Source organism: Sulfobacillus harzensis, assembly GCF_012933365.1.
In the GTDB taxonomy this organism is placed as follows: Bacteria; Bacillota; Sulfobacillia; order Sulfobacillales; family Sulfobacillaceae; genus Sulfobacillus_B; species Sulfobacillus_B harzensis.
The window spans coordinates 1-21,311 of record NZ_JABBVZ010000046.1 but is presented as its reverse complement, the minus strand read 5'-3'; the positions used below and the strand labels follow the sequence as shown (position 1 = coordinate 21,311).

The window sequence follows — 21,311 nt, the reverse complement described above, 5'->3', positions numbered from 1 at the left end:
GAGCAAGGCGGAAACCACCTTAGTAAAAGCGAAGGTCCCGACCTTATAGCCGGGACCTTCGCTTTTCGCGCCAAAGTATAACACCGATATGGGTCGCATTAGGCCTTTAGAGAGGTCTTTAGAAGACCACCGAAACTAATCGACGACCGCCGCGTTCTTAGGCGGCACCTCATCTTCAATCTGCACGAACTTGTACCCATAGCGGCCCTTGACGCAGAGCATGCCGTGCGTCACCGGGTGATCCATAGGCGAGGTCACCTTGACCACTTGATTGTCGAGGACGTGGAGCGACAGATCACAGCCCACGCCGCAGTATGAGCAAATGGTGTCGGTGACGGTAATCTCCTCGTCCTTCCACTCTCCGGCTTGTCGCAGGTTGTACTCCGAGCGGTCAATCAAGGCGCCCGTGGGACACACCGCAACGCAGTTGCCGCAGAACACGCAATCAGAATCCGGCATATCGCGGCCGAATCCGGCATCAATGTGGGCATCAAACCCGCGGCCAGCTACCGAGATGGCAAACGTGTTCTGCGCATCGTCGCCGCAGGCTTCCACGCAGCGATAGCACAAGATGCATTTCGCGTAGTCCCGAACATACAACCTATTGTCGTCACGCACCGGTTGATCCCATGTGGCGCCCGTACGGAAGCGGGTCGCGTCGCCGCCGGACCTATCCAGCAAGTCCTGAACCGTGGGGGCCAACGAGAGATCGGAGGTCGATGCCAAAAGCTCCGACACCACGCGACGCGAGTTCATGACGCGCTCCGACTTCGTATGCACCACCATGCCTGGCTCCGCCTGACGGCTGCAGGATGCGACCAGCGCACGGCCGCCCTCCACCTCTACAACACACGCCCGGCACGCATTGGCAGGGGTCAGATTGTCGTGAAAGCAAAGCGCTGGAGTCTCTTCGCCGATTGTCCCGCAGGCTTGCCTGAGGGTTGTGCCTTCTGGCACCGTGACCGAAACGCCATCGATTGTCAATGTGATGTCAGCCATCAGCCCGCGCTCCTTTCTGATTCCCAGAGGCTAGTTCGATCCATGAGGGATAGCAGAGCCACCGGCGCGGTTTGACCCAGGCCGCAGATGGATGCGTCCTGCATCGCACGTCCCAAATCCCGAAGCCGTTGCCCGTCAGACAGGGCGGTCTCATCGTCGAGCATCTCCAGGAGACGTCGCGTTCCAATCCGGCACGGCACACATTGTCCGCAGGATTCATCCGCAAAGAAGTGGGCCAACTGCCTTAGCACATCCACTAACGAGACCGTCTCATCAAACACCATGATGGCACCCGATCCGATGCTGGCACCCATGGCCCTGAGCGGCGCATAGTCGTACGTGGCTTCGACGGCCTCCTGGGCTGTCACGAAGGTCCCAGCCGCACCACCCAAGAGAACAGCCTTCAGCTGTCGTCCGCCGGCAATGCCCCCGCCCAGTTCTGGGCTGTAAAGCACGTCCTTTAGCGACACGCCGAAGGGCACTTCATAGACCCCGGGCCGTTCCACATGTCCGCTGAGGCAGACCAGCTTGGTGCCTGGCGTTTTGTCCGTGCCTTGCTCCCGGAACCACGCCACATTGTGCGCCAGCAGCACCGCTACATTGGCCAGTGTTTCGACGTTTTGAATCAAGGTGGGCTTGCCAAAGAGACCGTGAACGGTCGGAAAAGGAGGCTTGACCCGCGGTTCCGGACGCCGGCCCTCGATTGAATTGAAGAGCGCCGTCTCCTCGCCGGCAATGTAGGCGCCGGCTCCCCGCCGCACCTCAAAGGTTAGGTGCGGACCAAACACGCCGCGGCGCTCAAGAACCTTGGCGGCTTCTTTGACCACGGCTTCGACGTCCTGATATTCACCGCGAATGTATACATAGGCATGAGAAGCCCCTACGGCACGCGCGGCGATGGCGAGGCCGACCAACGCCCCAAACGGATCCTCGGCCAAGAGCACGCGGTCTTTGAACGTGCCCGGCTCACTTTCGTCCGCGTTCATCACCACATACTTCGGCTCACCGGGCGCAGAAGCGACGCTGTCCCACTTGCGTCCTGTGGGGAAAGCGGCGCCGCCCCGGCCCATAATTCCTGCTTCGGTGACGTCCCGACGGATTTGCTCGGGCGTCATGCCCTGCGCCCGGCTTAGCGCACGCTCAAATCCCCGCTCAACCAGACGCTCCTCGCTAGTGGGAGCTGTTCTAGTCGCCGGGTCTGGGAGCAGCCGATGTTCACCCATCGGTTATTCCCCCTTTTCCTGGGCGGCCTGGACCTTGTCCACGGTCGCCTGCACAATGGGATGCGGACCCAGCAGTGCCGCGGGGGCCTGCTCGCAACGCCCAAGACACGGCCAGGAAACGGCCTCAATGCCGCGGCGATTGAGCTCGCTGATGAGGTCCTGACTTCCCTTCAAGCGGCACAAGAGGTCGTCGCAGACCCGCACCGGGTCTTTGGGCTTGGTCGGCAAAAGAGCATAGAAGGATGCCACACCGTATACCTCAGCCACGGGTTGTCTCAACGCCTGGGCCACAGCCTCGGTCCGCTCGTCGTCGATCCATCCCAGATGGTCCACTACCGCCCAGAGCGCCGGGAGCAGCGAAGAACGCTCCTTGGGCAAATCCTTAACCAGTTCGGCTACCTGCTGCTCTGTCTCTTTTGAAAGCATCATGACGCCTCCCACTTGGCGATGCGAACCGCTGTCGCCTTAAATTCGGCGGTTCCCGATTTGGGATCGGTTGCGTCGATGGAGAGCACATTGGTCTTCACGTGGTCGGGGAAGTGGAAGGTCAGGAATACCACTCCAGGCTTCACGGCCAACGACCGGCGGATGGGCACCGTGAGTTCTCCACGGCGCGATGCCACGGTCACTTGCTCTCCGTCCTCGACCCCCAACCGCTCGGCATCGTCGGGATGCATTTCCATCCACTCGCCTACACGGTGCGGATGTTCATACACGTCGGACTGAATGCCGGTGTTGAAAAAGGCTAAACGTCGGCCCGTCGTCAGCATGAACGGATACTCGTCATCCGGCTGTTCCACGGGGGGCTCCCACTCTACTGGGTTGAACGGAGCCTTTGGATCCACCACGTCGTTCCAAAGCCGCGTATGCATGACTTTGGTTCCCGGGTGGGACTCGTCGGGGCACGGCCATTGGAGGCCATGGTTTTGGCGTATGCGCTCATAAGTCATCCCTCGGAAGTTGGGCGCCAAATGCCGCATTTCATCAAACACTGCTTCGGCATCCATCTCCGGCCATGACGCGCCGAGAGCATTGGCCAACTGTGTCACAATCCATATGTCGTCCTGCGCCTCGCCAGGGGCCCGCCGAGCTGGCTGTACCAGCTGTACCCGCCGCTCGCTATTGGTGTAGGTCCCGGCACTTTCCGCAAAAGACACCCGGGCTGGGAAAACGACATCCGCTAGCTCGCCGGTGGTTGTGAGAAAAATGTCTTGCACGATCAATGCATCCAGCCCTTCAAACAATTCCCGAACATGGTTTCCGTTGGCCTCCGATTCCACGGGATTTTCCCCAATGACGTAAAGGCCACGGACTTGATGCTTTTCCATGGCTTCGAAAATTTGGGACTGGTTGAGGCCCGGCGTTCCCGAGATGGGGACACCCCACGCGTTCTCGAATTTTGCGCGGACTGCCGGATCCGTCAGATCCTGAAATCCCGGCAGACGGTTCGGGAGGGCCCCCATGTCGCCGCCCCCCTGCACGTTGTTTTGACCGCGCAACGGGTTCAATCCCGAGCCGTAGCGACCCACGTGCCCGGTCAAGAGCGAAAGGTTGATGAGGGCGAACACATTGTCCACCGCGTTGTGGTGCTCCGTAATCCCAAGAGTCCAGCCAATCATGGCATTGGGTGCCTGGGCATACTGGCGGGCCACAGCCTCTATTCGTTCCGGCTCAATCCCGGTGATTAAGCTGGCACGCTCCGGCGTCCACGGCGCCACCGATTCAGCAAAGGCCTGATACCCTTCGGTGGCTCGGTCAACAAACGACTGATTCTGTAAACCCTCACGAATGATGACGTGCGCCATCGCGTTCAGCAGCGCGATATCACTGCCGACAGCGATTTGCAAATGCTCATGTGCCCGCTTTGTGGTCAGCGTCTGACGCGGGTCGACCACCACCAAACGCGCACCGTTTTTGACGCCCTTCATGATGTGGTGGAAAATAATCGGATGCGCTTCCGCCGCATTCGACCCCACCAAGAGAATCAAATCCGTGTTCTCAAACTCCTCGTACGAACTTGTACTGGCACCGCTACCCAACACAGCCGCGAGACCCGCGACGGAAGGAGCATGTCAGGTGCGGTTGCAGGAGTCGACATTGTTGGTGCGAAACACCGAGCGCGCGAACTTCGAGGCCAGATAGTTCAATTCATTGGTGGATTTGGAGCAGCTAAACACGGCCAAACCGTCGCCGCCCGATTCCTCCATTATCGGTTTCAACAATTCACGGGCACGCGTCAGTGCTTCGTCCCAACTCGCCGGCCTGAGTTCACCGTCTACTCTAATGAGAGGGGATGTCAGGCGCATGCGGTGCTTGGCGATAACCGTTGCCATCAGAATCACTCCCTTCACAAAGACGGTCGGGACCCTCTGCTCTCTCCTACTGGACCAGAGCCTTGGAGGCTCCAACCTTCTTTACTTACTTATATGCTAGCACGAACGACCGTTCGCGGATCAGAAATGCGCTTCCGAAAGGGATGTCCAGTCTCTACCAATGCCTGTCGCGAAGGCAGTACCGAGTCCACCACCTCCACCGCTCGATGCCTAGCCGGGTGGGAATTCTCGTTCCAGTAAGATTAGGACAGGATTTGAACTGTTGCCCGGCTTGGCACCGCACCGCAAAGCACCCCTCGCAATCATCACCGCAGTAGTTGTCCTAAACAAATTTTAATCCTTACAACCGCAGTTTGCGACATTTTTCGACGAATCGATTCCAGCTGCTCCTGGGTGTTCTGCTCTGGTCTACCACCAGAGTCGACCGCTTCCTGGAGCCGCTCCTCGGCCTCATCCTGGGGAGACGTGCTCCTCCATAAAGCTTTGGGACAACAGGAGGCCCATCGATGACTCGGCCGGTGTCCGACTGTGAGACATCGAGACTATGAAATTCCGACGTTCCCTGATAGCATCGAACTGGATACAAACTTGGTGCTAATCGGAGCGCCTCGACGAGCCACTAGGCATTCCGCTCTCGTCCCAGCGCGCCGATCAGGAGGCAACAGATCATGGAAAAAGCAATACTAATGACAATGGCCGCAGCAGGACTCGTGGCATTGGCGGGATGTGGATCCCACGTGCCATCCAACCAGGCGGCCGCCCCAACCAGCAGCCCATCGCAACCCTCAAGCAGTTCCCCAACACCATCGGCACCAACCAGCAGTGTCTTGCCGTCCCAGTCGGCAAGCGCCACCTTAGCCAGCACGGTTGCGCATCTCTCGGCAAAGGGGATCGTCCTGATGGCGCCAACCAACGTTGCCGTCAAATCCATCACCCGTACGTCAGCCAGCAACGGGAACTATGATGTGCATATCCTGACGCAAAGCGGCATCGCCGCCTCGTTTGGGGGGCAAAATTACGGGACCAGTTCCCAAGCTTCAAACCAATTGCAACAGCTACTAATCGTCTCCCCCGGGACCGGCTCGCCGCTTTCTCTCGGTTCCGGAATTACCGCCCACGCATATCCCAAACAGGCGCTAATCACGTGGACCGAGGGCCGCTGGAACATCGAAGTGTCGGGTGCACCGGGAACCAATCTCTCTATACTGAAGCCTCCTGCGCAACAAATTGCGTCGATTTTGCACCGAGTTCTCTTGCCCGACACGACCCTGGGGGTCCTGAACTGGGCGCATGGCAGCAACGGCCAGGATTCGATCGACCTGTCGTGGCAAGCTGGGGCAACCGTCTATTGGGCCAACGAAAATCATGATGGCGAGGCATCTATCCCAATAGACATGGCAGCATCGATGAAGGCTGTGCCGACGCCTTGACGAGGCACGTCGCCACAAAAGAGGCTTTGCTTTCGGTCGATCGGCTAAGCTGGATTATTCGGGATTCTCAAGGCTCCAAGGGCCAGGCGTGGTATGGGCTCGCTAAAGAGGCGAAACCGGAATGGGGAACTGCTGTCGGGTATACCTATCCAACCGCGGGTTCACCGCCGAGCGTTTGACAAAACGTATGAAGCACCGCTCGTGCTGATTCCCCCCATTGCCAGACCTCCGTTTTATACGACTCCCTCGAAATCTATACAAGTTCCAGACCATCCGTGGGATAATTACGAAGTGGTCATGTTTTGGCCACTCTTCACGATTGGGGCAAACCCGGGGAAACTCGGCGACGCAAAGCTATAGGGGCTTCGGTAAATTGCCATGCCAGCCAGCTGCGACGATGGAGCGCGTCGCTCCGCTCCTTGCCCCCATCCTAATGAAAAAGGACTGGGGAACACATGATGCAAATTCTCGCTACCGAAGACTTCTACAAGTCGGCCCAGGGTCTTCTCCATCTCGCGACCCAGCTCATTTCGGCCAACACCGTGTTTGTCGCCATCAATGACCGGGTAACCAACCGCATCATTCTGGCTCAAAATCGCGATCAGGTGTTAATCGAGGAAGGCCTACTGCCTTTTGTTGACGCCTATTGCCACCACGTGTGCGCCAACGACAACGTCCTCAGCATTTCTAACACGGCGACCCACCCGCTCACCAGTGCGATGCGCCTAACCGCGTCCATTGGGCCCGCCGCCTTCATCGGGGCCCCCATCATGCTCAAAAACGGTGCACACATGGGCACCGTATGCGCCCTCAACCCGCTGCCCCATGAGTTTCGGCGAGTGGACGAGGAGATTTTAATGGCATCCGCCCAATTTTTGGGGCATGTCGCCGACTTGGAGTATCAAACGTATATTGATTCCACGACCAAGACCTTCACCCAGGCCTATCTCGAGCGCGCCTTTGCCCGCTGGCCGCTGTCCACCCGAGATCCAGTGTCGGCTCTGGTCGTCCACATCCCCTTGGTGGAACTCATCCGCGGTCTTAAGGGATTCACCCTGCGCGACCGTCTCCTCGCGCAGGTGAGCCAACGCATCCGCCACGCACTTCCTGAAGAGGACATCTTGGCCCGCATCAGCGAAACGGAATTTGCCGTGCTGACCCGGGCTGGAGATAGCGAGGCAACCACGCGCGCACACGCCATCATCCGTCATTTTCGCGATCCGATTGAGGTTGAGGCCCAGCATTTCGTCCTCTCCCCGAGCATTGGCATCGCCACGGCCCCCACCTCGGCGGACAATTTGCCCGATCTGATTCAACACGCCACCATTACTGCCTATCTAGCCCGGCAAGAACACACGTCCCGGGTTCGAAACCACCACCCCAAAGAAGAAGCATCCGCCGCTCACCGTTTGGAGATTGCCAGCCGCTTGCCGCGTGCCCATCAAAACGGGGAGTTTTCCTTGCATTATCAACCCAAATACGTCGTCTCCGACGAGCGGCCGCTGGTATCCGCTGAGGCCCTCATCCGCTGGCAGCAGCCCGATGAAAGCTGGATTTCCCCGAGCGATTTTATCCCCGTGGCGGAAGCCACGGGCTTCATCGCCCCCTTGGGCCGGTGGGCGCTTCGCGAAGCCTGCCGCCAAACCAAGCACTGGCAAGACCTGGGCTACCCCCGAATTGTAATCTCAGTCAATATCTCGCCACGACAGTTTGAACTCGACCAGGTGGACCACATGATTCAGGAGACGCTGCAGGAGACGAGGCTTGATCCTCATTGGTTGGCCATCGAAATTACTGAGGGGCTCTTGGTGCAGAACTCCGCTGCGGTGGCCGAGACGTTGAACCGCATTCGGCAATTAGGGGTCTCCATTGCCATTGACGACTTCGGCAAAGGGTTCTCGTCACTCGCGTACCTCGGCACATTTGAGCCGCATGCGCTCAAAATTGACCAAGCCTTCATCGCCGATATGCTGAAGAACCCGAAGTACTATGCGATTGTCGCCGCCACCATCAATATGGCCCACGATTTGGACATGAATGTGGTGGCCGAAGGGGTGGAAACGGAGGCGCAATGGAATGCCCTTGAGGCGCTTCATTGCGACGTCGCCCAAGGCTACCTGCGAGGAAGACCCGTGCCCGCCGACGTCTTTGAATCAACCCACCTGGCTCCGAATCGCAAGATTGTTCCGCTGGGTTCATCCCCGAAATGAGCTACAATGATGAAAACTCGCATGGGAGGCAACCAGATGGGACAATCGGTCTACCTTGTGATTGACATCCAACGGGATTACTTTCCCGGCGGGGCCATGGCGCTATATCGCCCCGCAGAGGCGGCCGAGGCCGCCAAGAAGGGATTAGAGACGGCGCGGGCGGCGGGAATGCCTGTCATCATTGTCCAACACATTGCGTTGGCCGAAAACGCCACCTTCTTTCGTCCCAATACGCCCGGTGCCGCCCTTATGCCCGATTTTGAGCCGCGGGAAGACGACCGGCATCTCGTCAAGCACTACGCCAACGCCTTTCGGGAGACCCGGCTGGACACCCTCTTGCAACAGCTCAACGTTGAGGAAATTGTCATGTCCGGCATGATGACCCACATGTGCATTGACACCACCTGCCGCGCCGCGGCAGACCGGGGATATCGGGTAACCCTGCTGGAAGATGCTACGGCCACGCGGGACTTGACCTTTCGTGGGCATACCGTGCCCGCAGACGCGGTTCAAACCGCCTATCTCGCGGCGCTCGCATCAAGCTTTGCCCGGGTGGTATCGACCGATTTCTGGATTGAGCACGTCAAACGCTAGGCATCAGGCAGGCTGTTCCGACGGGACGGCCTTGCCCGACTTATTCTGCCAGCGCCACAGCGCCAAGACGCCGATGGCCACCGCCAAGGCCAAGGCTCCTTCAATCACGAAGGTCATCGCCCGGCCGCCTGCCTGCAAGAGCCATCCCGACAGCACCGGGGTGAGCATCATAGCCAGAACAAAATAGACTTGCGTCACGCCAAGATTGGTGCCGCGATCCCCATCCCGACTTCGTGAGGTGACGGCGGTAAGAAAGGCCACGTTGAGCCATCCGGCCGCAAATCCGGCCACGAAAATGGACGCGCCGTCCACCACTATTTGATGAAGGCTGGTGGCAGCCAAGCCGACCGCGACCATGATGGTAGACACCGCAACCATGCGCTTCATCCCCAAGACTTTCAGCGTCTTCGCCCCGAGCGCCCCGGAGATAATCATGCCGAGACTCATAAGCGCCGTCACCAAGCTGGCGACACTGTCGGAAAGTCCAGCGCGAATTAGAATGACGGGATAAAAAGACTGGGCCAAGGCTTGCGGAATGGCGCAGAGGAGCGCCACCAGCCCGTTGACCACCACGAACGGCTGGCGGCTGGCCGGCCAAAGCCGCGCCACGGCGCCCCAAAGATTGCGCGGGCGATGGGGCAGTTCACGCTTGGGCAATGTGAGTCCAATGCCCAACGAAATGAACGCCAATACCCCGGCAAAGGCAAAGCCTCCTTGGACCCCCAGCCACTCGGCCAACGACCCGGCGGCGGCAATGCCGATAAGCGCCCCGCCTTTCGTGTAAGAGGTAAAGAGTCCTAAATTGTGAGCCCGGTTCTCGGCATCCCGACTAACTTCAGATTGGGCGGCCGTCCAGAAGAATCCCCGCGCCGCCCCAATCAACAGCTGTCCGGTGATGAGCGCGACCACCGGGAAGATATTCCCGGCCACCACCGCCACACAAGCAAGAAACGCCAGCAGATAGGTGACCCAGAGCATCCAGCGCTCGCCCTTCAAGTCCACCAAAGGGCCGCTGAGGGTGCGGCTCGGCATTTGAAAAACGCCGGGGATGGCAGCCAGAATGCCGACAATCCACACGGGCAAATGCTGTTGAAGCGCATCCAAGGGAATCAAAACGGCAAAGGTCAAAAAGGAAACATTGAAAAGCAGGCCCGAGGCATACACCTTGTTGAGATTCGCTTTCTCTGCTGCCATCGATCCGCCTCCCGCTCCTATTTTAACGTATGCAGCAAGAGTCTTGGGCGGCAACTGCTATGCTATAGAGGGGAAGTTCCCTAATTTTCATGCCGGGACGTGTAGACGATGTGGAACGATTTCAAGACCTTTGTTGCCCGTGGAAATGTCATGGATCTGGCCATCGCCCTGGTGGTCGGCACCGCCTTCACCAAAATTGTCTCGACGCTCGTCAACAATGTCATTATGCCGCCCATTGGCCTCCTGCTTGGCCGGGTCGACTTTTCCAGTCTCTATATCAATCTCAGCTCTCATCAGTACAGCTCCTACAGCCAGGCCGCCGCAGCCGGTGCGCCGGTCATCGCCTATGGCCTCTTTCTCAACACCATCATCGACTTTGTGATTGTCGCCATCTTGATGTTCTTTGTGGTTCGCTGGATTAACCGGCTCAAGGGCCCTGCACCGACGCCCGCTCCGACGACCCAGACCTGTCCTTTCTGCAAAACCAGCATTGCTCTTGATGCCACCCGCTGTCCTTACTGCACTTCCCACCTCGACACCACACCGTAATCGTTCGACAAGTGTCTACAGCCGCTACCCATCGATGACACGCTGAGACCCTTCATGGGGACTCAGCGTGCTTTCTTTAAGGGGTTGCGTCGAAAAAGGCCGCTCGGCGTCGTGCGAATCCTTCAGCGCCGAGAAGGGACGCCCTCCGGCAACCCAGAAATTCCCATGTGCTTTCCCGTTTGAACGACGCCTAATGAAAGGATGGTTTCACATGCAGAAAGCACGATTCGCATTAGCCTCCAGCGCGCTCCTGATGATGGCCGCTATCGGTGCAGGCGCCCCAGGCGCCAACGCCGCGACCCGCTCGGCCGTCGCTCAAGGCATTGGGCCGGCCGCCACGCAAAATACCACCGTCTTTGGCAATACCCCCGCCAACACGCCGGTCACGGTTAGCATCATCCTCCGTACGCGTCACATGAATCAATTGGCGGCCTTCATCCACAGCACGGTGACCCCGGGCAACTCCCACTATCGCCATTTTCTCAGCACCCAGCAATTTGCCCAACTCTATGGACAGTCGCCCACCGTCATCCACGCCATCGTACAGTACTTCCAGCAATACGGCATCATGGCTTCCATATACCCCGATAATCTGGACATCACCCTGAACGGCACGGCCGGCGAATTCGACCAAGCCTTTCATGTGACGCTCCAGAATATGGAGAAGACGGGGCACAAATTTCACGGCACCCATGACCAGCCCACCATGCCCCACCAGCTCACCGGACCCATTTTAGCCGTGCTGGGACTCACCAATTACGGTCCCTTCAGCAGCACCGCCGTGCATGCGAGTCCCACCGCACTCGCCAAATTGCCGAGTCAGGACACCTCGGGCACGGCAAGCCAACCGCCCCAGGGATGGCAAACACCCCAGACGATGGAGCAGAACTACAACGTCACCCCACTCATTAATGCCGGCGACCTCGGCCAGGGACAGACGTTGGGCATCGTCACCCTCGCCTCGATCGACCCCTCCGATCCCTACGGCTACTGGAGCGCCTACCACATTCCAGCCAAGCCCAACCGCATCACCTTGGTGAATGTCGATGGCGGGGCGGGCCCCGTCTCCAACAGCGCTGGGTCCGGCGAGACCACTCTGGACGTCGAGCAATCCGGATCGCTGGCTCCCGACGCCAACATCATCGTGTATCAGGCGCCCAACACCGACTATGGGTTTGTGGATGCCTTCATCAACGCCATCTCGGCCAACAAAGTGGGCTCGTTGTCGGCCAGTTGGGGGCTCAGCGAAACGGCTGTCAATTGGCTCATCCAAAACGGCTACGAGTCGCCGAACTACGCCCAAGCCTTCAATGAGGCCTTCCAGGAGGCGGCGGCCCAGGGCATCAGCACCTTTGCGGCCACCGGCGACTACGGCGCCTATCAAGCCGTCTCTGATCTGGGCACCACCAATCTGGCGGTGGGCAATCCCGCCGACAGCCCCTATGTGACAGCCGCTGGCGGCACCACCTTGCCATCTAGCCAATCCCCCATATTGCCATCCTTGGGAATCACGGTGCCCCAACAACGGGCGTGGGCTTGGGACTACTTCTTCCCCTACTGGAAGCAGTTGGGCGGGACCAGCGAAGCATCATTCGCCGAGAGTTCCACCATTGGAAGCAACGGCGGTTACAGTGTCATCTTCCCCGAGCCCAGCTATCAACGGGGCATTTCGGGGATCCAGCACTTCCATGCCGTCCAATGGTTTACGCCCATTGACAACAATACCGCTTGGGACTTCAATCCCAACCCGCCGGTCGTCTCGGGCCGAAGCAACGGCGGGCGGGCCATGCCGGATGTCTCCTTGGATGCCGACCCCTATACCGGCTACACCATTTACAGCCAAGCATTGTATGGCGGATGGAGCGTGGGCTGGGGCGGCACCAGCTTTGTCGCGCCGCAGTTGAACGGCATAACCGCCTTGATTAATGCTGCCGCGGGAGGCCGAGTGGGATTCTGGAACCCGCAAATTTACCGGTTTGCCAAGGGTTCCAACTCGCCCTTTACGCCCCTCGACACTACCGGGACCGGGAACGACAACCTCTATTACACCGGCACCCCGGGCACCATCTACAACGCGGCCACGGGTCTCGGCACCCCGAATGTTGCCGCCTTGACAAAATCCTTCATGTCGGGCCAATAGGAGCACGATATTCACGAGGAAGGTCCCGCGAGGGGCCTTCCTTTTATTCACTCAAAGAACAAGGGATTCGACAGGGACTGTCGAACTATCTCCCCAACAGTGGATTTTGCTTCTAAAGGAGTTAACCATTTCCTATGCCGCATAAACCTTCCCATCTTGTTGCACTGCTCAGCGCTTCCGCCCTGGGCATCCTCTCGTTATCCAGCGTAGCCCAAGCCGCGATTTTGCGGCCGTTGGCGATTCACCGGCCCGGCGACTCGCATCTGCCCACCACACCAGCCTACAAGGCATCGGCGGTGACCGAGGATTTCAAGGCGCTCACCTCGTCGCCGCGCGCCCACACCGTTGATGTGGTGGTGGACTCGCCAGCCCGCATCCAAGCGCTGGCGGCCTATAGCCAGGCGGTGTCCCAACCAGGAAGCCCGGACTATCATCAGTTCCTGACACCTCAAGAATTGGACCGGGCGTTTGGCCCCACGCCCGCCATGATTCGCCAAGCCCGCGCCAGCATGACGGCCGCCGGATGGCGGGTGACCGGTATTAAAGGTCTCGTCGCTACCGCCACGGTGCCGAACAGCAAGGCCAATCCCGGTCTCCCCGTGTCTCCTGATATCTGGTCCATGTCGGGACTTGCCCCCCATGGGGTGATTCGCCGAAGCGCGATAGGGGGTTTGGCGCCGAAAGCCGCGCTAAGCCTCGCAGGAGAGAACTTCCACCAGCCCCCGGTGGCCACCCAAACCGAAACCGATGCGGCCATCGGCGACACCGTCACTGTCATGAGCTGGAATCCCAACATCAAAGGGAGTCTCCCCGCCGGGCTTCCCTTCAACGTGTTTGTGACCGTGCAGGATCCCCAAGGAAACCTTCTCCCGATTCAAAGCATCAGCCATGTGGGGGACACGGCCAACCTGGTCGGATATTACGAGCCCCAAGCCATGCCCGGAAGCTCAAATACCTTGTGGCAAGTCCCTCTGGCGGCCGTCCGAGATGTCTCCTCGGGCGATACGCTGTCCCTTAGCGTCACCCTGCAAAGCGGGCAGACCTTGCAGGGACAGTTCCCGTTGCCTACGTTTACAGGATCGGCCACCGCGCTATCCCCTCTCGACGGCCAACAACTCAACACCATTGCCGGGGTAGCCAATCCGCCAGCGAAACCGGCTACGGTGGCACTCTTCGCCATCGGCACGCCCCCGAGCCTCTCGGATGTCACCTCGTATCTTGACCAGAACCCCAGTACAACCAGCGCCCCCATCGTAAATTTTGTCTACGCGGATGGGGCCAGTGCCAGTGAATATGGCAACAGCAGCGATTCGGAGGAATCGCAAGTGGATTTGGAAGCGGTAGCTGGCGCGGCACCCGGTGTCAAGATACAGGACTTTATCTTTCCCGAAAATGATGCGGCTGATCCCCTGATCTCGTTTCTTAGCGATTTGAGTCAACAACAGGTGGCCAAGATTGCCAGCATCAGCTATGGCTTCTTTGGCGAGGATCCTGCCACCCTAACCACACTGATGAATGCGCTGACGGCCGAAGGCGTGACGGTACTGGAAGCCAGCGGCGATCAAGGGGCCTGGGACAGCGGCTCGGATCCCGGTCCCGTAGGACTGTCCAGTTTAGAGCAAATTCCCTCGGTATTAAGCGTCGGCGGGTTGGACATCGCAGCGCCGGCCACGCTGGACTCCAACGGGAATACCAAGCAGATAACGGGCCCCGCGGTGGTGCGCGCTTGGGGCGGCGACTATTTGAACGGCATCCCCGTCAACGTGGCCCAGTCGTACACCAACGCGGATGCAGCCAGTTCCGGCGGATATAGCACCACCACGCCGGTGCCCTCTTGGCAAGAAGGCCTTCTGCCCTCCTCAGCACCGGGGCTGGGCGTCCCTATTATCTCCGCGCTGGCTGGCTACCCAGCGTTGAGTGGTTTCTTCCAGGGCCAAAACGCGCCTTTTCTTGGAACCAGTGTGGCGTCGCCGTTGACGGCTGGGTGGCTAGCCGATGTAGAGGCCGACCTGGGGGTCGCGTCCACCGGACTCGGCAACCTCAATCCGCTGCTCGTTAAGGCCGCCCAGGATGACCCCAAGATCTTCACCCAAGCACTCTGGGGATCGAATGGGGCGTACAGCGTCACGAGCAGTCAGCCGGGCACCTGGAATCCCGTGACCGGTCTCGGCATGGTCAATTGGGGGGCCTTTACCCAAGACTACAATGGACTGTCCCCCCAAACCCATCCGGCCGTCACATTGCAAATGCCCGGGCAGAGTTTTGCCTTGCAGCCCACCACCGTGTCGGCCACGGCCACTGGCATGTTGAACCCCCGCTACGAATTTTGGGTGGAATATCCCACCGGTTGGTGGTTTTGGGGCGGGCAGCCAGCGTCCAAAAGCAGCGTCAGCTTTAGGCCGAGCGTACCCGGATCCTACTTAGTGCGGGTCAAGGTCACCAGTGACAACGGCGTCACCATCACCAAAAATGTCACGCTCAATGTGACAAGCAAGACACCGATGGTCGACGGTCTTAAGCTCACCTCCAATCCGCCTTGGCTTCGGGCCAGCGCAGGCAGCACCGTCACGTTTCATGCGGCTGCTGCCGATACCGGCACACACCCCTGGTACATCTATTGGCTTCGCGGCCCATATGGGGTGAACCACATCGTGCAGGGCTATGCGGCCAATTCCAATCTGGTCTTGCGAAACCTGAAACCCGGCAGCTATCTCGTCACCGCCAAGGCGTTGGATATGGCGCAAGTGCAGGCCAAGCATTGGGGACAAGCTTTTCATACCACCCGGGTGCTCTATGTGGATTCCTGGGTTTCCGCACTCACCCCTCGCAGTGCACCGCGAGGGCGACTGTTGACGCTTCGGGCGGCAGCGCACAACATCACCCACCCTCTCTATCAGTTTGTCGTCAAGGAGCCCAACGGGACCACCATCTCGTCCCCGCACAACATGGCGCGAAACTTTTGGTCCTTCATTCCGTCACAGCCCGGAACCTATCACATCATCATTTACTCCAAGGATGGCGGAGCACAGCAGGCCATATCGACCAGCACCGCCATTACCGTCTACTAGTGCTGGCAAGCCAAGAACGGGAGCCGGGTGGCTCCCGTTCCTGCTTTCTTCCCCCATTTATCGCTTAGGGACGTCCAATGCGACTGGATACCTGATTGACCACGTAGCTCCCGCCCCGCGCCATGATGAACGCGTGATATCGATAGCCGGTGGAGTCATGGAACATCGCCACCCCGGTGGTGGCTCCTTGTGAGATGTTTTTGCTGGCTTCCTGTAGAGCTCCGTAACCTTGCACGTTCTCATATAAGGAACTCGTATACGGCGCGCCAAAGCCGGTGGTCTGGTGCTCTTGATTCAGACTTTGGGTCACGTTGGCTGGCAGGAAGAAGCCGGAGGAGACTTGGTAAAAGCTGCTGCCGGAATCCACTGTGTAGGCATCCTGACTGTCTCGGGTCAGGTTAACGCCCGGACCGGTCAGCGACTCGTCCAAGGTCGTGTACTGGGCTCCGTGCACCAACCCCCAATAATCCTGGCCTGTGTTGGTCTGGTCATTGGAGAAGGTGCTGCTGCCCTGAACGGTGGCGGTCAGTGGTCCCGGTCCAGCCCCGTTGATGGTTCCTTGGATGGTGTACTGCGTGGAGGCCGTATCGTTTTGCAGACTGACACCGCTCGAGCTGTTTAGGGCTGTGCTGGTAGCGTTGCTGTAGACTGTGGGGAATTTCAAGGTGTCCTTGGTGACGGTACCGGTCACATGGGCCCCCGGCTTCTGATACAGGAACAAGGATCCATTCATGAGCCAGTATCCGGTGTTGTTCAGTACCGTGATGGAGATGGTATGGGTTCCGTGCAGCATGCCGGCAAAGGGCGTCAAGTCAATCTCATAGGCAGGCATGTCCAAGGTATGAATGGCCGTGATGGGACGCCAGATGAGAGGGTTGACGCCGCCGGTGTAAATGTAGGGAAAGGGCCAAACCAGTCCCGCTGGCTTTCCGTCGATGGAAATCTCGATCTCGCGAAATGCCGGCTGGTTGTCCCACCAGAATTCCTCCCCAATCTGCGCCGTCGCGTTGAGATCGAGATAGGCCCCAACCATGTTGTCCGGGAGGGTTACGGTGGTGGTCCAGGTTTTGCCCGCATTCAACGTTTTGGAACCGGCCTGATTGGCGAGTGGCACGATGCTGGTGGGCGTCGGCAGCGTCCAGCGGTTGGGGTCCTGGGACTGTTGGCCTTTTGCGGGATAGAAGGACAGCGTGGCACTGATATTGGGTACCCCATTGTCAACCGAGCTCACGTAGTTGTCCACCGCGGTCGTGAAGGTCTGGTTTCCGGTCAGCTCGGGGAGATAATCGGTGACGTCCTTCTTGACTGTCCATTGAATCCCCTGCGGGGTTGGCTCCGGCGTCACCCCATTGAATATTTGGGCGCCTCCCGCCCAAATTTGACAAAGGCGATCATACTGGCGGCCGGACTCGCTTCCTGTGACCGTGAGCACGACTTCTGACCACTGTCCTTTGGGGAGTTGTACCGAGGTGGTCGCCGGATTGGGACCGTTGAAGGCGTGGTTGGTGATAATCGGCACCACGACCGGCTTGGTGTTGGGTACCCGAACAGGCGGTCCCACACTGATGGGATTGGCCGTGGTGGTGAATTGGCTGTCCGCCAAGGCGGGCACGGCGGCGGCCAGCACTAACGCCAAGGCTCCGCCAACCCACGACACCCGACGCAAAAAGCGCTTGTTCATGACAATCCATCCTTCCTTGTTAGAATTTTCCACTCCTTTCTCATCGTATCGACCCGGCTTGCATTGGAATCGAAAAGGCTGTCGAACCGTTTCGGAAATTTTGGTGGGAAGCCGCTCACCTTTTTAGTCCCGTGACATTTCATAGGGACGGGACGTTATTCCATACAATGAAATGCCTTTGATATTGGGAGCAATTCATTGAATGAACACGCTATTTTCACGAGGGAGGCTCACAACATGAAATTTGCGCCCTGGTTGCTTCTCGGCATCATGATGGGAGGATTGGCGGCTGGGTGTGGAGCAACGCATCCGACGGCCGTTGCCAAGTTGCCGAAACCGTCGTCGACGGCGCCGTCTTCGACACCATCGTCCTCGATTCCCCCGTCCTCCACGACATCGCCACCCGCGACGCCGTCCAAGACGACATCGCCGCCCACCACACCGCCCTCGTCGCGGCCGCCCAAACGCTCTTCAACACCGCCGTCTAGGCCAACCAGCAGCCAATCAAAGACACCGCCCTCGACCCAGGCTCCGATAGACCATGTGACGGGGCTGGTGTGGTTTGGTCCTAAAACCAACAATGCGGTGTACATTACCATTGATGACGGCTGGTTCCCGAGCCAGCGGGTTCTGCAACTGATGCAGCGCACGCATCTCCCCGTTACCGCTTTTTTGATTAAAGATGCCGTCCAAGAGCATCTCTCATACTGGAAGGCATTTGTCGCGGCGGGCGGCATCATCGAAGATCACACCGTATCGCATCCCCCGCTCACCAGCGTGAGCCCTGCCGAAATGTATTATCAATGGCATACGCCCATCGTCGACTACAAATCGTGGTTTGGGGCCACACCGACCTTGGGACGGCCGCCGTATGGCGCCGTCAACAGCGAGGTCATGAAAGAGGCCCAAGCAGCCGGCCTGCAACATCTCATTATGTGGAGCGCCGTCGTGGATGCAAAGGGCATGCAAACATGGAATAACGGTCCTTTGCAGCCCGGCGACATTATCCTGCTGCATTGGGATCCCGGTCTCTACACGGAGCTTTCGAAGCTCCTGGCCGTCATTCATGCGGATCATCTGACGCCGGAATCATTGCCCCAGGCGTTGTCATAACCCGACGAAGAAACCGAGATCTGCTTACGGATCTCGGTTTCCCCTTGAGAAGGTGCCGGGACGCTGGCACAGGGATTCAAGTTGCAGGCAAAAGTCTCCGATCTGCCCCAGAAAAGATGAGCTAGCCGCAGGGCCCAACCCCTTCAATACCACCTTTTCGTCGCCAAACCAGGGGACTCCTATAGCCACTTGCCGGAACTTACGCTATCCTCCGCAATAAGGGGGCGGAAGACGTGAACCATGTGGAGATTCGAGGACCGGAACTGGATCGGGCCGAACGGGTGGTGATTGTTATCCACGGCATGAGCACGACAGTCAAAACGCTGCAAGCGGGATACCCCGTGCCCAAAGACGGAAGCCTCACCAAGGTTTACTGGCGTCTTCCAGTCTTGCGCGAGGGAACCGAGTCCGTTCACGCACGACGCGCCGACGACATTTTCTTAAACTTGTTTGCCAGTGTCGTGGACGACTCCCGGACAGAGCTTAAACATTTACTCAAAAGTGTCGGGAGGAGGCCTGTAGGACTATTTGGGTTTTCCATCGGCAGTCTCATTGCCCTCTGGGGGGCGGTGGATAATCCCCAGGTAGGCGCTGTCGTCACGGTCGGAGGAGTCCCCAGTCTCGATTATCTCCAACATTACTATCGGAACTATCCCTGGTCCGATGCTTCGATCGCAGCAAGGCTCAAATCGTACGCGGTATCCCCGCACATCGACCGCTTGGCGTCGGTTCCCACGCTCCTTAGTCACGGCGATGCGGATGATGTTGCCAAATGGGAGTGGATGCAAGAATTTGCCGAGACGTTGATGACCGTATCACCCAAGTCCCGGATCCAGAAGTTCCCTCATATGAGACATCGCCTGCATGCCGAAACCCCTGAGGAGCAACGTGAGCTGGAACATCTCCGCAAGATGGCTGACCAGTGGTTCGTTGACCATCTATCTTGAGCGCCGTACACAATGACTCGATGCCGGTGTCGCCTCTTGACGAATAAGCCTAGTCTCTGCCCTTCCGTTGCTGAAGGACACAGTGCCAGCCACCTATGTCCACACATTTCCAGAAGCGGGCGAGTGGTCCCCCTCGCGCACACCTCAAGCTCACTCTACCATGCATGGATAGTTAGAACGAAGGACTGCGCCATCGGCTGGTCCGGGCAAGGCTCGACGATGACCTCGCGCAACGACTGTGCCACCGCAATCGTATCGGCCGTTCTCGGTGTCGGGACTAGGATGCCTGCCGCCCCAAAATCCCCTAGCTTTGCGGTGTGGTTGTGTAGGTGACGTCAGTGGGCACATTGGCGGAGCACGGGATGGCGGCGCATTCCCCGTCACGCCAGGGGACCTTGAGTACGCGGGATTCACGAGGCTCCAACCTACCGGCTGGTGTGGACGCTCACGCGCCACTTTCAAACCTTGGTGATCCATTGGCGTGGCGCCGCGGCGTTGGCGGCCTTTCAGCGATTTGCGGAAACCCTCCGCGCCGACTGGGATGCGGTCGTGGCCGACATTTCCCTTCCGTGGAGCCAGGGCCCGTTGGAAGGGTTGAGCAATCGGACCAAGACGCTCAATCGGATGATGTATGGTCGGGCCCGCTTGCCGTTCTTGAGCTCCCGGATTTTGCATCGGTAACGCGTCAAGGCCCGCCGCGGTCGGGCATTGGCCTGGTCTCGAACTACAGGAACCGACATGGAGATCGTACATGCTCACGGTTCGAGCACGCCATGGCCCAGCACCACTAAATGTGCGGAAGAGCCATTTTCCGTTGGTCGTTTTGGCGACTTTAGGTTGGCCCATTTTGGCGAAGTGTGATGTCGTTATTGGGGATTTTAAAGTTGGCGGCAACAACGCCATAGAAGGCACCGCGGAACGGGCGATGCGGATGCTGTTAGAATGGGCTGGCGCGCGCACGCGGACATCTCCTCCGGCCACTTCACGGACGGTCGTGCGACATGGGGCCTGTGGAACCCATGGCCCGCCGGACCCGGGGTTGCAGCGGCCGAACCCACCGAAATCTTCGTCCCAAAGTGTCAAGTCGAGATCCTGCTGTCATCCTGGAGCATTCCAACGTCCGTCATGCTCGAATGGCGCGACGTGGGATGGATCTAAATTGAACCGGGACGCCTCGTTGCGGCTGTGCCGTCTGCGGTAGCTAGCCAAGGTGCTCCATGTGAAACGCACTGTCACGGTCCTGTTGCCGCGGCTGCCTGCCAGCCTTGCGGCGCCCGACAAGCACGACACCGCGCAGTGTTGATGACGCGGAGGGGCTCCGACCCCTCCCACAGATAACGAGGGTTTTACATTGGCCGGGGCAATCGCCCTAGCTTTGTTAATGCTGCCTACGCGGGGATTGTGTTGAGGGTGTCCTTTGGTTTCCTGGAGGGGGGTAACTGCGGCACTGGGCTGCCCGGGACGGGCTGTCTATAACACCTCGGGCTCTACAGGGAGCTTGGGACGCGGGCTTCGGGAGGTGGCTTAAGTAGTTTGCCGATGATGCAGTCTGCCAAACTGGGGCACTTGACCCGCTTCGTGGCCACCCAAGTGCAATACCCACCAACACTCGCAATCCGTACAATTCGTGTGTAGCCGCGGCGGCGGTCCTGGGACCCCGCCGTTTTGTTGCCTTCCGGGGCCTGATATCAAGGGACTGCTGCTGACCGGGGGCCATCGGCATGACCTCCCCATCTTCCCCGTTGCTTCCCCACCTACCTTAGTTTTTTGTGTGAAACCTGTTGTTCTCATTGATTTTTGTGAAATCCCGGGACCTCTGCGACCGTCTAC

At 58.9% G+C, this 21,311-nt stretch carries 17 protein-coding genes and 1 riboswitch; of the genes, 10 read left to right on the top strand and 7 right to left on the bottom strand.

All coding sequences use genetic code 11. The annotated features are described in order from the left end of the window. Positions 1 to 135 precede the first annotated feature (135 nt). The 5 genes from HIJ39_RS13195 to HIJ39_RS13175 form a co-directional block, all read right to left on the bottom strand. On the bottom strand, positions 136 to 999 hold the full coding sequence (locus tag HIJ39_RS13195; RefSeq protein WP_169100439.1) for a 2Fe-2S iron-sulfur cluster-binding protein: 864 nt from the start codon (positions 997 to 999) through the stop codon (positions 136 to 138). Continuing rightward, positions 999 to 2,222 (bottom strand): complex I 51 kDa subunit family protein, encoded by a 1,224-nt coding sequence (locus HIJ39_RS13190; protein WP_169100437.1) that lies wholly within the window; start codon positions 2,220 to 2,222, stop codon positions 999 to 1,001. Before HIJ39_RS13190 ends, HIJ39_RS13195 begins: the two co-directional genes overlap by 1 nt. A gap of 3 nt (positions 2,223 to 2,225) precedes the next feature. Next, positions 2,226 to 2,651, bottom strand: a complete 426-nt coding sequence (locus HIJ39_RS13185) for an NADH-quinone oxidoreductase subunit NuoE family protein (RefSeq protein WP_169100435.1) — start codon at positions 2,649 to 2,651, stop codon at positions 2,226 to 2,228. Further along, the gene (locus HIJ39_RS13180) at positions 2,648 to 4,528 is read right to left on the bottom strand and encodes a molybdopterin oxidoreductase family protein (RefSeq protein ID WP_243239656.1); all 1,881 of its coding nucleotides are present in this window, start codon (positions 4,526 to 4,528) and stop codon (positions 2,648 to 2,650) included. Before HIJ39_RS13180 ends, HIJ39_RS13185 begins: the two co-directional genes overlap by 4 nt. Positions 4,529 to 5,174: 646 nt before the next feature. Further along, positions 5,175 to 5,420: a hypothetical protein gene (locus tag HIJ39_RS13175; protein WP_169100431.1), complete on the bottom strand. Its 246-nt coding sequence runs from the start codon at positions 5,418 to 5,420 to the stop codon at positions 5,175 to 5,177. A 34-nt stretch (positions 5,421 to 5,454) separates the two neighbouring features. Between HIJ39_RS13175 and HIJ39_RS13170 the strand changes: the two genes are divergently transcribed. The 3 genes from HIJ39_RS13170 to HIJ39_RS13160 all read left to right on the top strand — a co-directional run bounded on the left by HIJ39_RS13170 (position 5,455) and on the right by HIJ39_RS13160 (position 8,789). Further along, entirely contained in the window at positions 5,455 to 5,985 is a 531-nt protein-coding gene (locus HIJ39_RS13170) for a hypothetical protein (protein WP_169100429.1), read from the top strand. A gap of 313 nt (positions 5,986 to 6,298) precedes the next feature. Further along, a riboswitch (cyclic di-GMP riboswitch) is annotated at positions 6,299 to 6,382 on the top strand. 58 nt (positions 6,383 to 6,440) lie between these two features. Next, on the top strand, positions 6,441 to 8,195 hold the full coding sequence (locus HIJ39_RS13165) for a bifunctional diguanylate cyclase/phosphodiesterase (protein ID WP_169100427.1): 1,755 nt from the start codon (positions 6,441 to 6,443) through the stop codon (positions 8,193 to 8,195). Between the two features lie 36 nt (positions 8,196 to 8,231). Continuing rightward, a complete protein-coding gene (locus HIJ39_RS13160) occupies positions 8,232 to 8,789 on the top strand; it encodes a cysteine hydrolase family protein (protein WP_169100425.1) in 558 nt (185 codons plus the stop codon). 3 nt (positions 8,790 to 8,792) lie between these two features. On the opposite strand, the gene HIJ39_RS13155 is transcribed toward HIJ39_RS13160, so the two are convergent. Then, on the bottom strand, positions 8,793 to 9,983 hold the full coding sequence (locus HIJ39_RS13155; RefSeq protein WP_169100423.1) for an MFS transporter: 1,191 nt from the start codon (positions 9,981 to 9,983) through the stop codon (positions 8,793 to 8,795). A gap of 108 nt (positions 9,984 to 10,091) precedes the next feature. On the opposite strand from HIJ39_RS13155, the gene mscL reads away from it, so the two are divergent. From mscL to HIJ39_RS13140, 3 genes are all read left to right on the top strand, one after another. Further along, positions 10,092 to 10,532: a large conductance mechanosensitive channel protein MscL gene (gene mscL, locus HIJ39_RS13150; RefSeq protein WP_169100422.1), complete on the top strand. Its 441-nt coding sequence runs from the start codon at positions 10,092 to 10,094 to the stop codon at positions 10,530 to 10,532. Positions 10,533 to 10,743: 211 nt separating this feature from the next. Further along, the gene (locus HIJ39_RS13145; RefSeq protein ID WP_169100420.1) at positions 10,744 to 12,672 is read left to right on the top strand and encodes a S53 family peptidase; all 1,929 of its coding nucleotides are present in this window, start codon (positions 10,744 to 10,746) and stop codon (positions 12,670 to 12,672) included. Between the two features lie 134 nt (positions 12,673 to 12,806). Continuing rightward, complete coding sequence (locus tag HIJ39_RS13140) at positions 12,807 to 15,740, top strand: protease pro-enzyme activation domain-containing protein (RefSeq protein WP_169100418.1); 2,934 nt, start codon at positions 12,807 to 12,809, stop codon at positions 15,738 to 15,740. Positions 15,741 to 15,804: 64 nt separating this feature from the next. On the opposite strand, the gene HIJ39_RS13135 is transcribed toward HIJ39_RS13140, so the two are convergent. Beyond that, positions 15,805 to 17,421, bottom strand: coding sequence for a peptide-N4-asparagine amidase (locus HIJ39_RS13135; RefSeq protein WP_169100416.1), 1,617 nt, complete (start codon positions 17,419 to 17,421; stop codon positions 15,805 to 15,807). 293 nt (positions 17,422 to 17,714) lie between these two features. Between HIJ39_RS13135 and HIJ39_RS13130 the strand changes: the two genes are divergently transcribed. The 4 genes from HIJ39_RS13130 (at position 17,715) to HIJ39_RS13115 (ending at position 20,162) form a co-directional block, all read left to right on the top strand. Next, positions 17,715 to 17,909 carry a hypothetical protein gene (locus tag HIJ39_RS13130; RefSeq protein ID WP_169100414.1) on the top strand — a complete coding sequence of 65 codons (195 nt, stop codon included), beginning with the start codon at positions 17,715 to 17,717 and terminating at the stop codon, positions 17,907 to 17,909. A 55-nt stretch (positions 17,910 to 17,964) separates the two neighbouring features. After that, positions 17,965 to 18,534 (top strand): polysaccharide deacetylase family protein, encoded by a 570-nt coding sequence (locus HIJ39_RS13125; RefSeq protein WP_169100412.1) that lies wholly within the window; start codon positions 17,965 to 17,967, stop codon positions 18,532 to 18,534. Positions 18,535 to 18,767: 233 nt separating this feature from the next. After that, entirely contained in the window at positions 18,768 to 19,481 is a 714-nt protein-coding gene (locus HIJ39_RS13120) for a dienelactone hydrolase family protein (protein ID WP_169100410.1), read from the top strand. A gap of 435 nt (positions 19,482 to 19,916) precedes the next feature. Next, positions 19,917 to 20,162: a transposase gene (locus HIJ39_RS13115; protein ID WP_169100408.1), complete on the top strand. Its 246-nt coding sequence runs from the start codon at positions 19,917 to 19,919 to the stop codon at positions 20,160 to 20,162. The last annotated feature ends 1,149 nt before the right edge of the window (positions 20,163 to 21,311 follow it).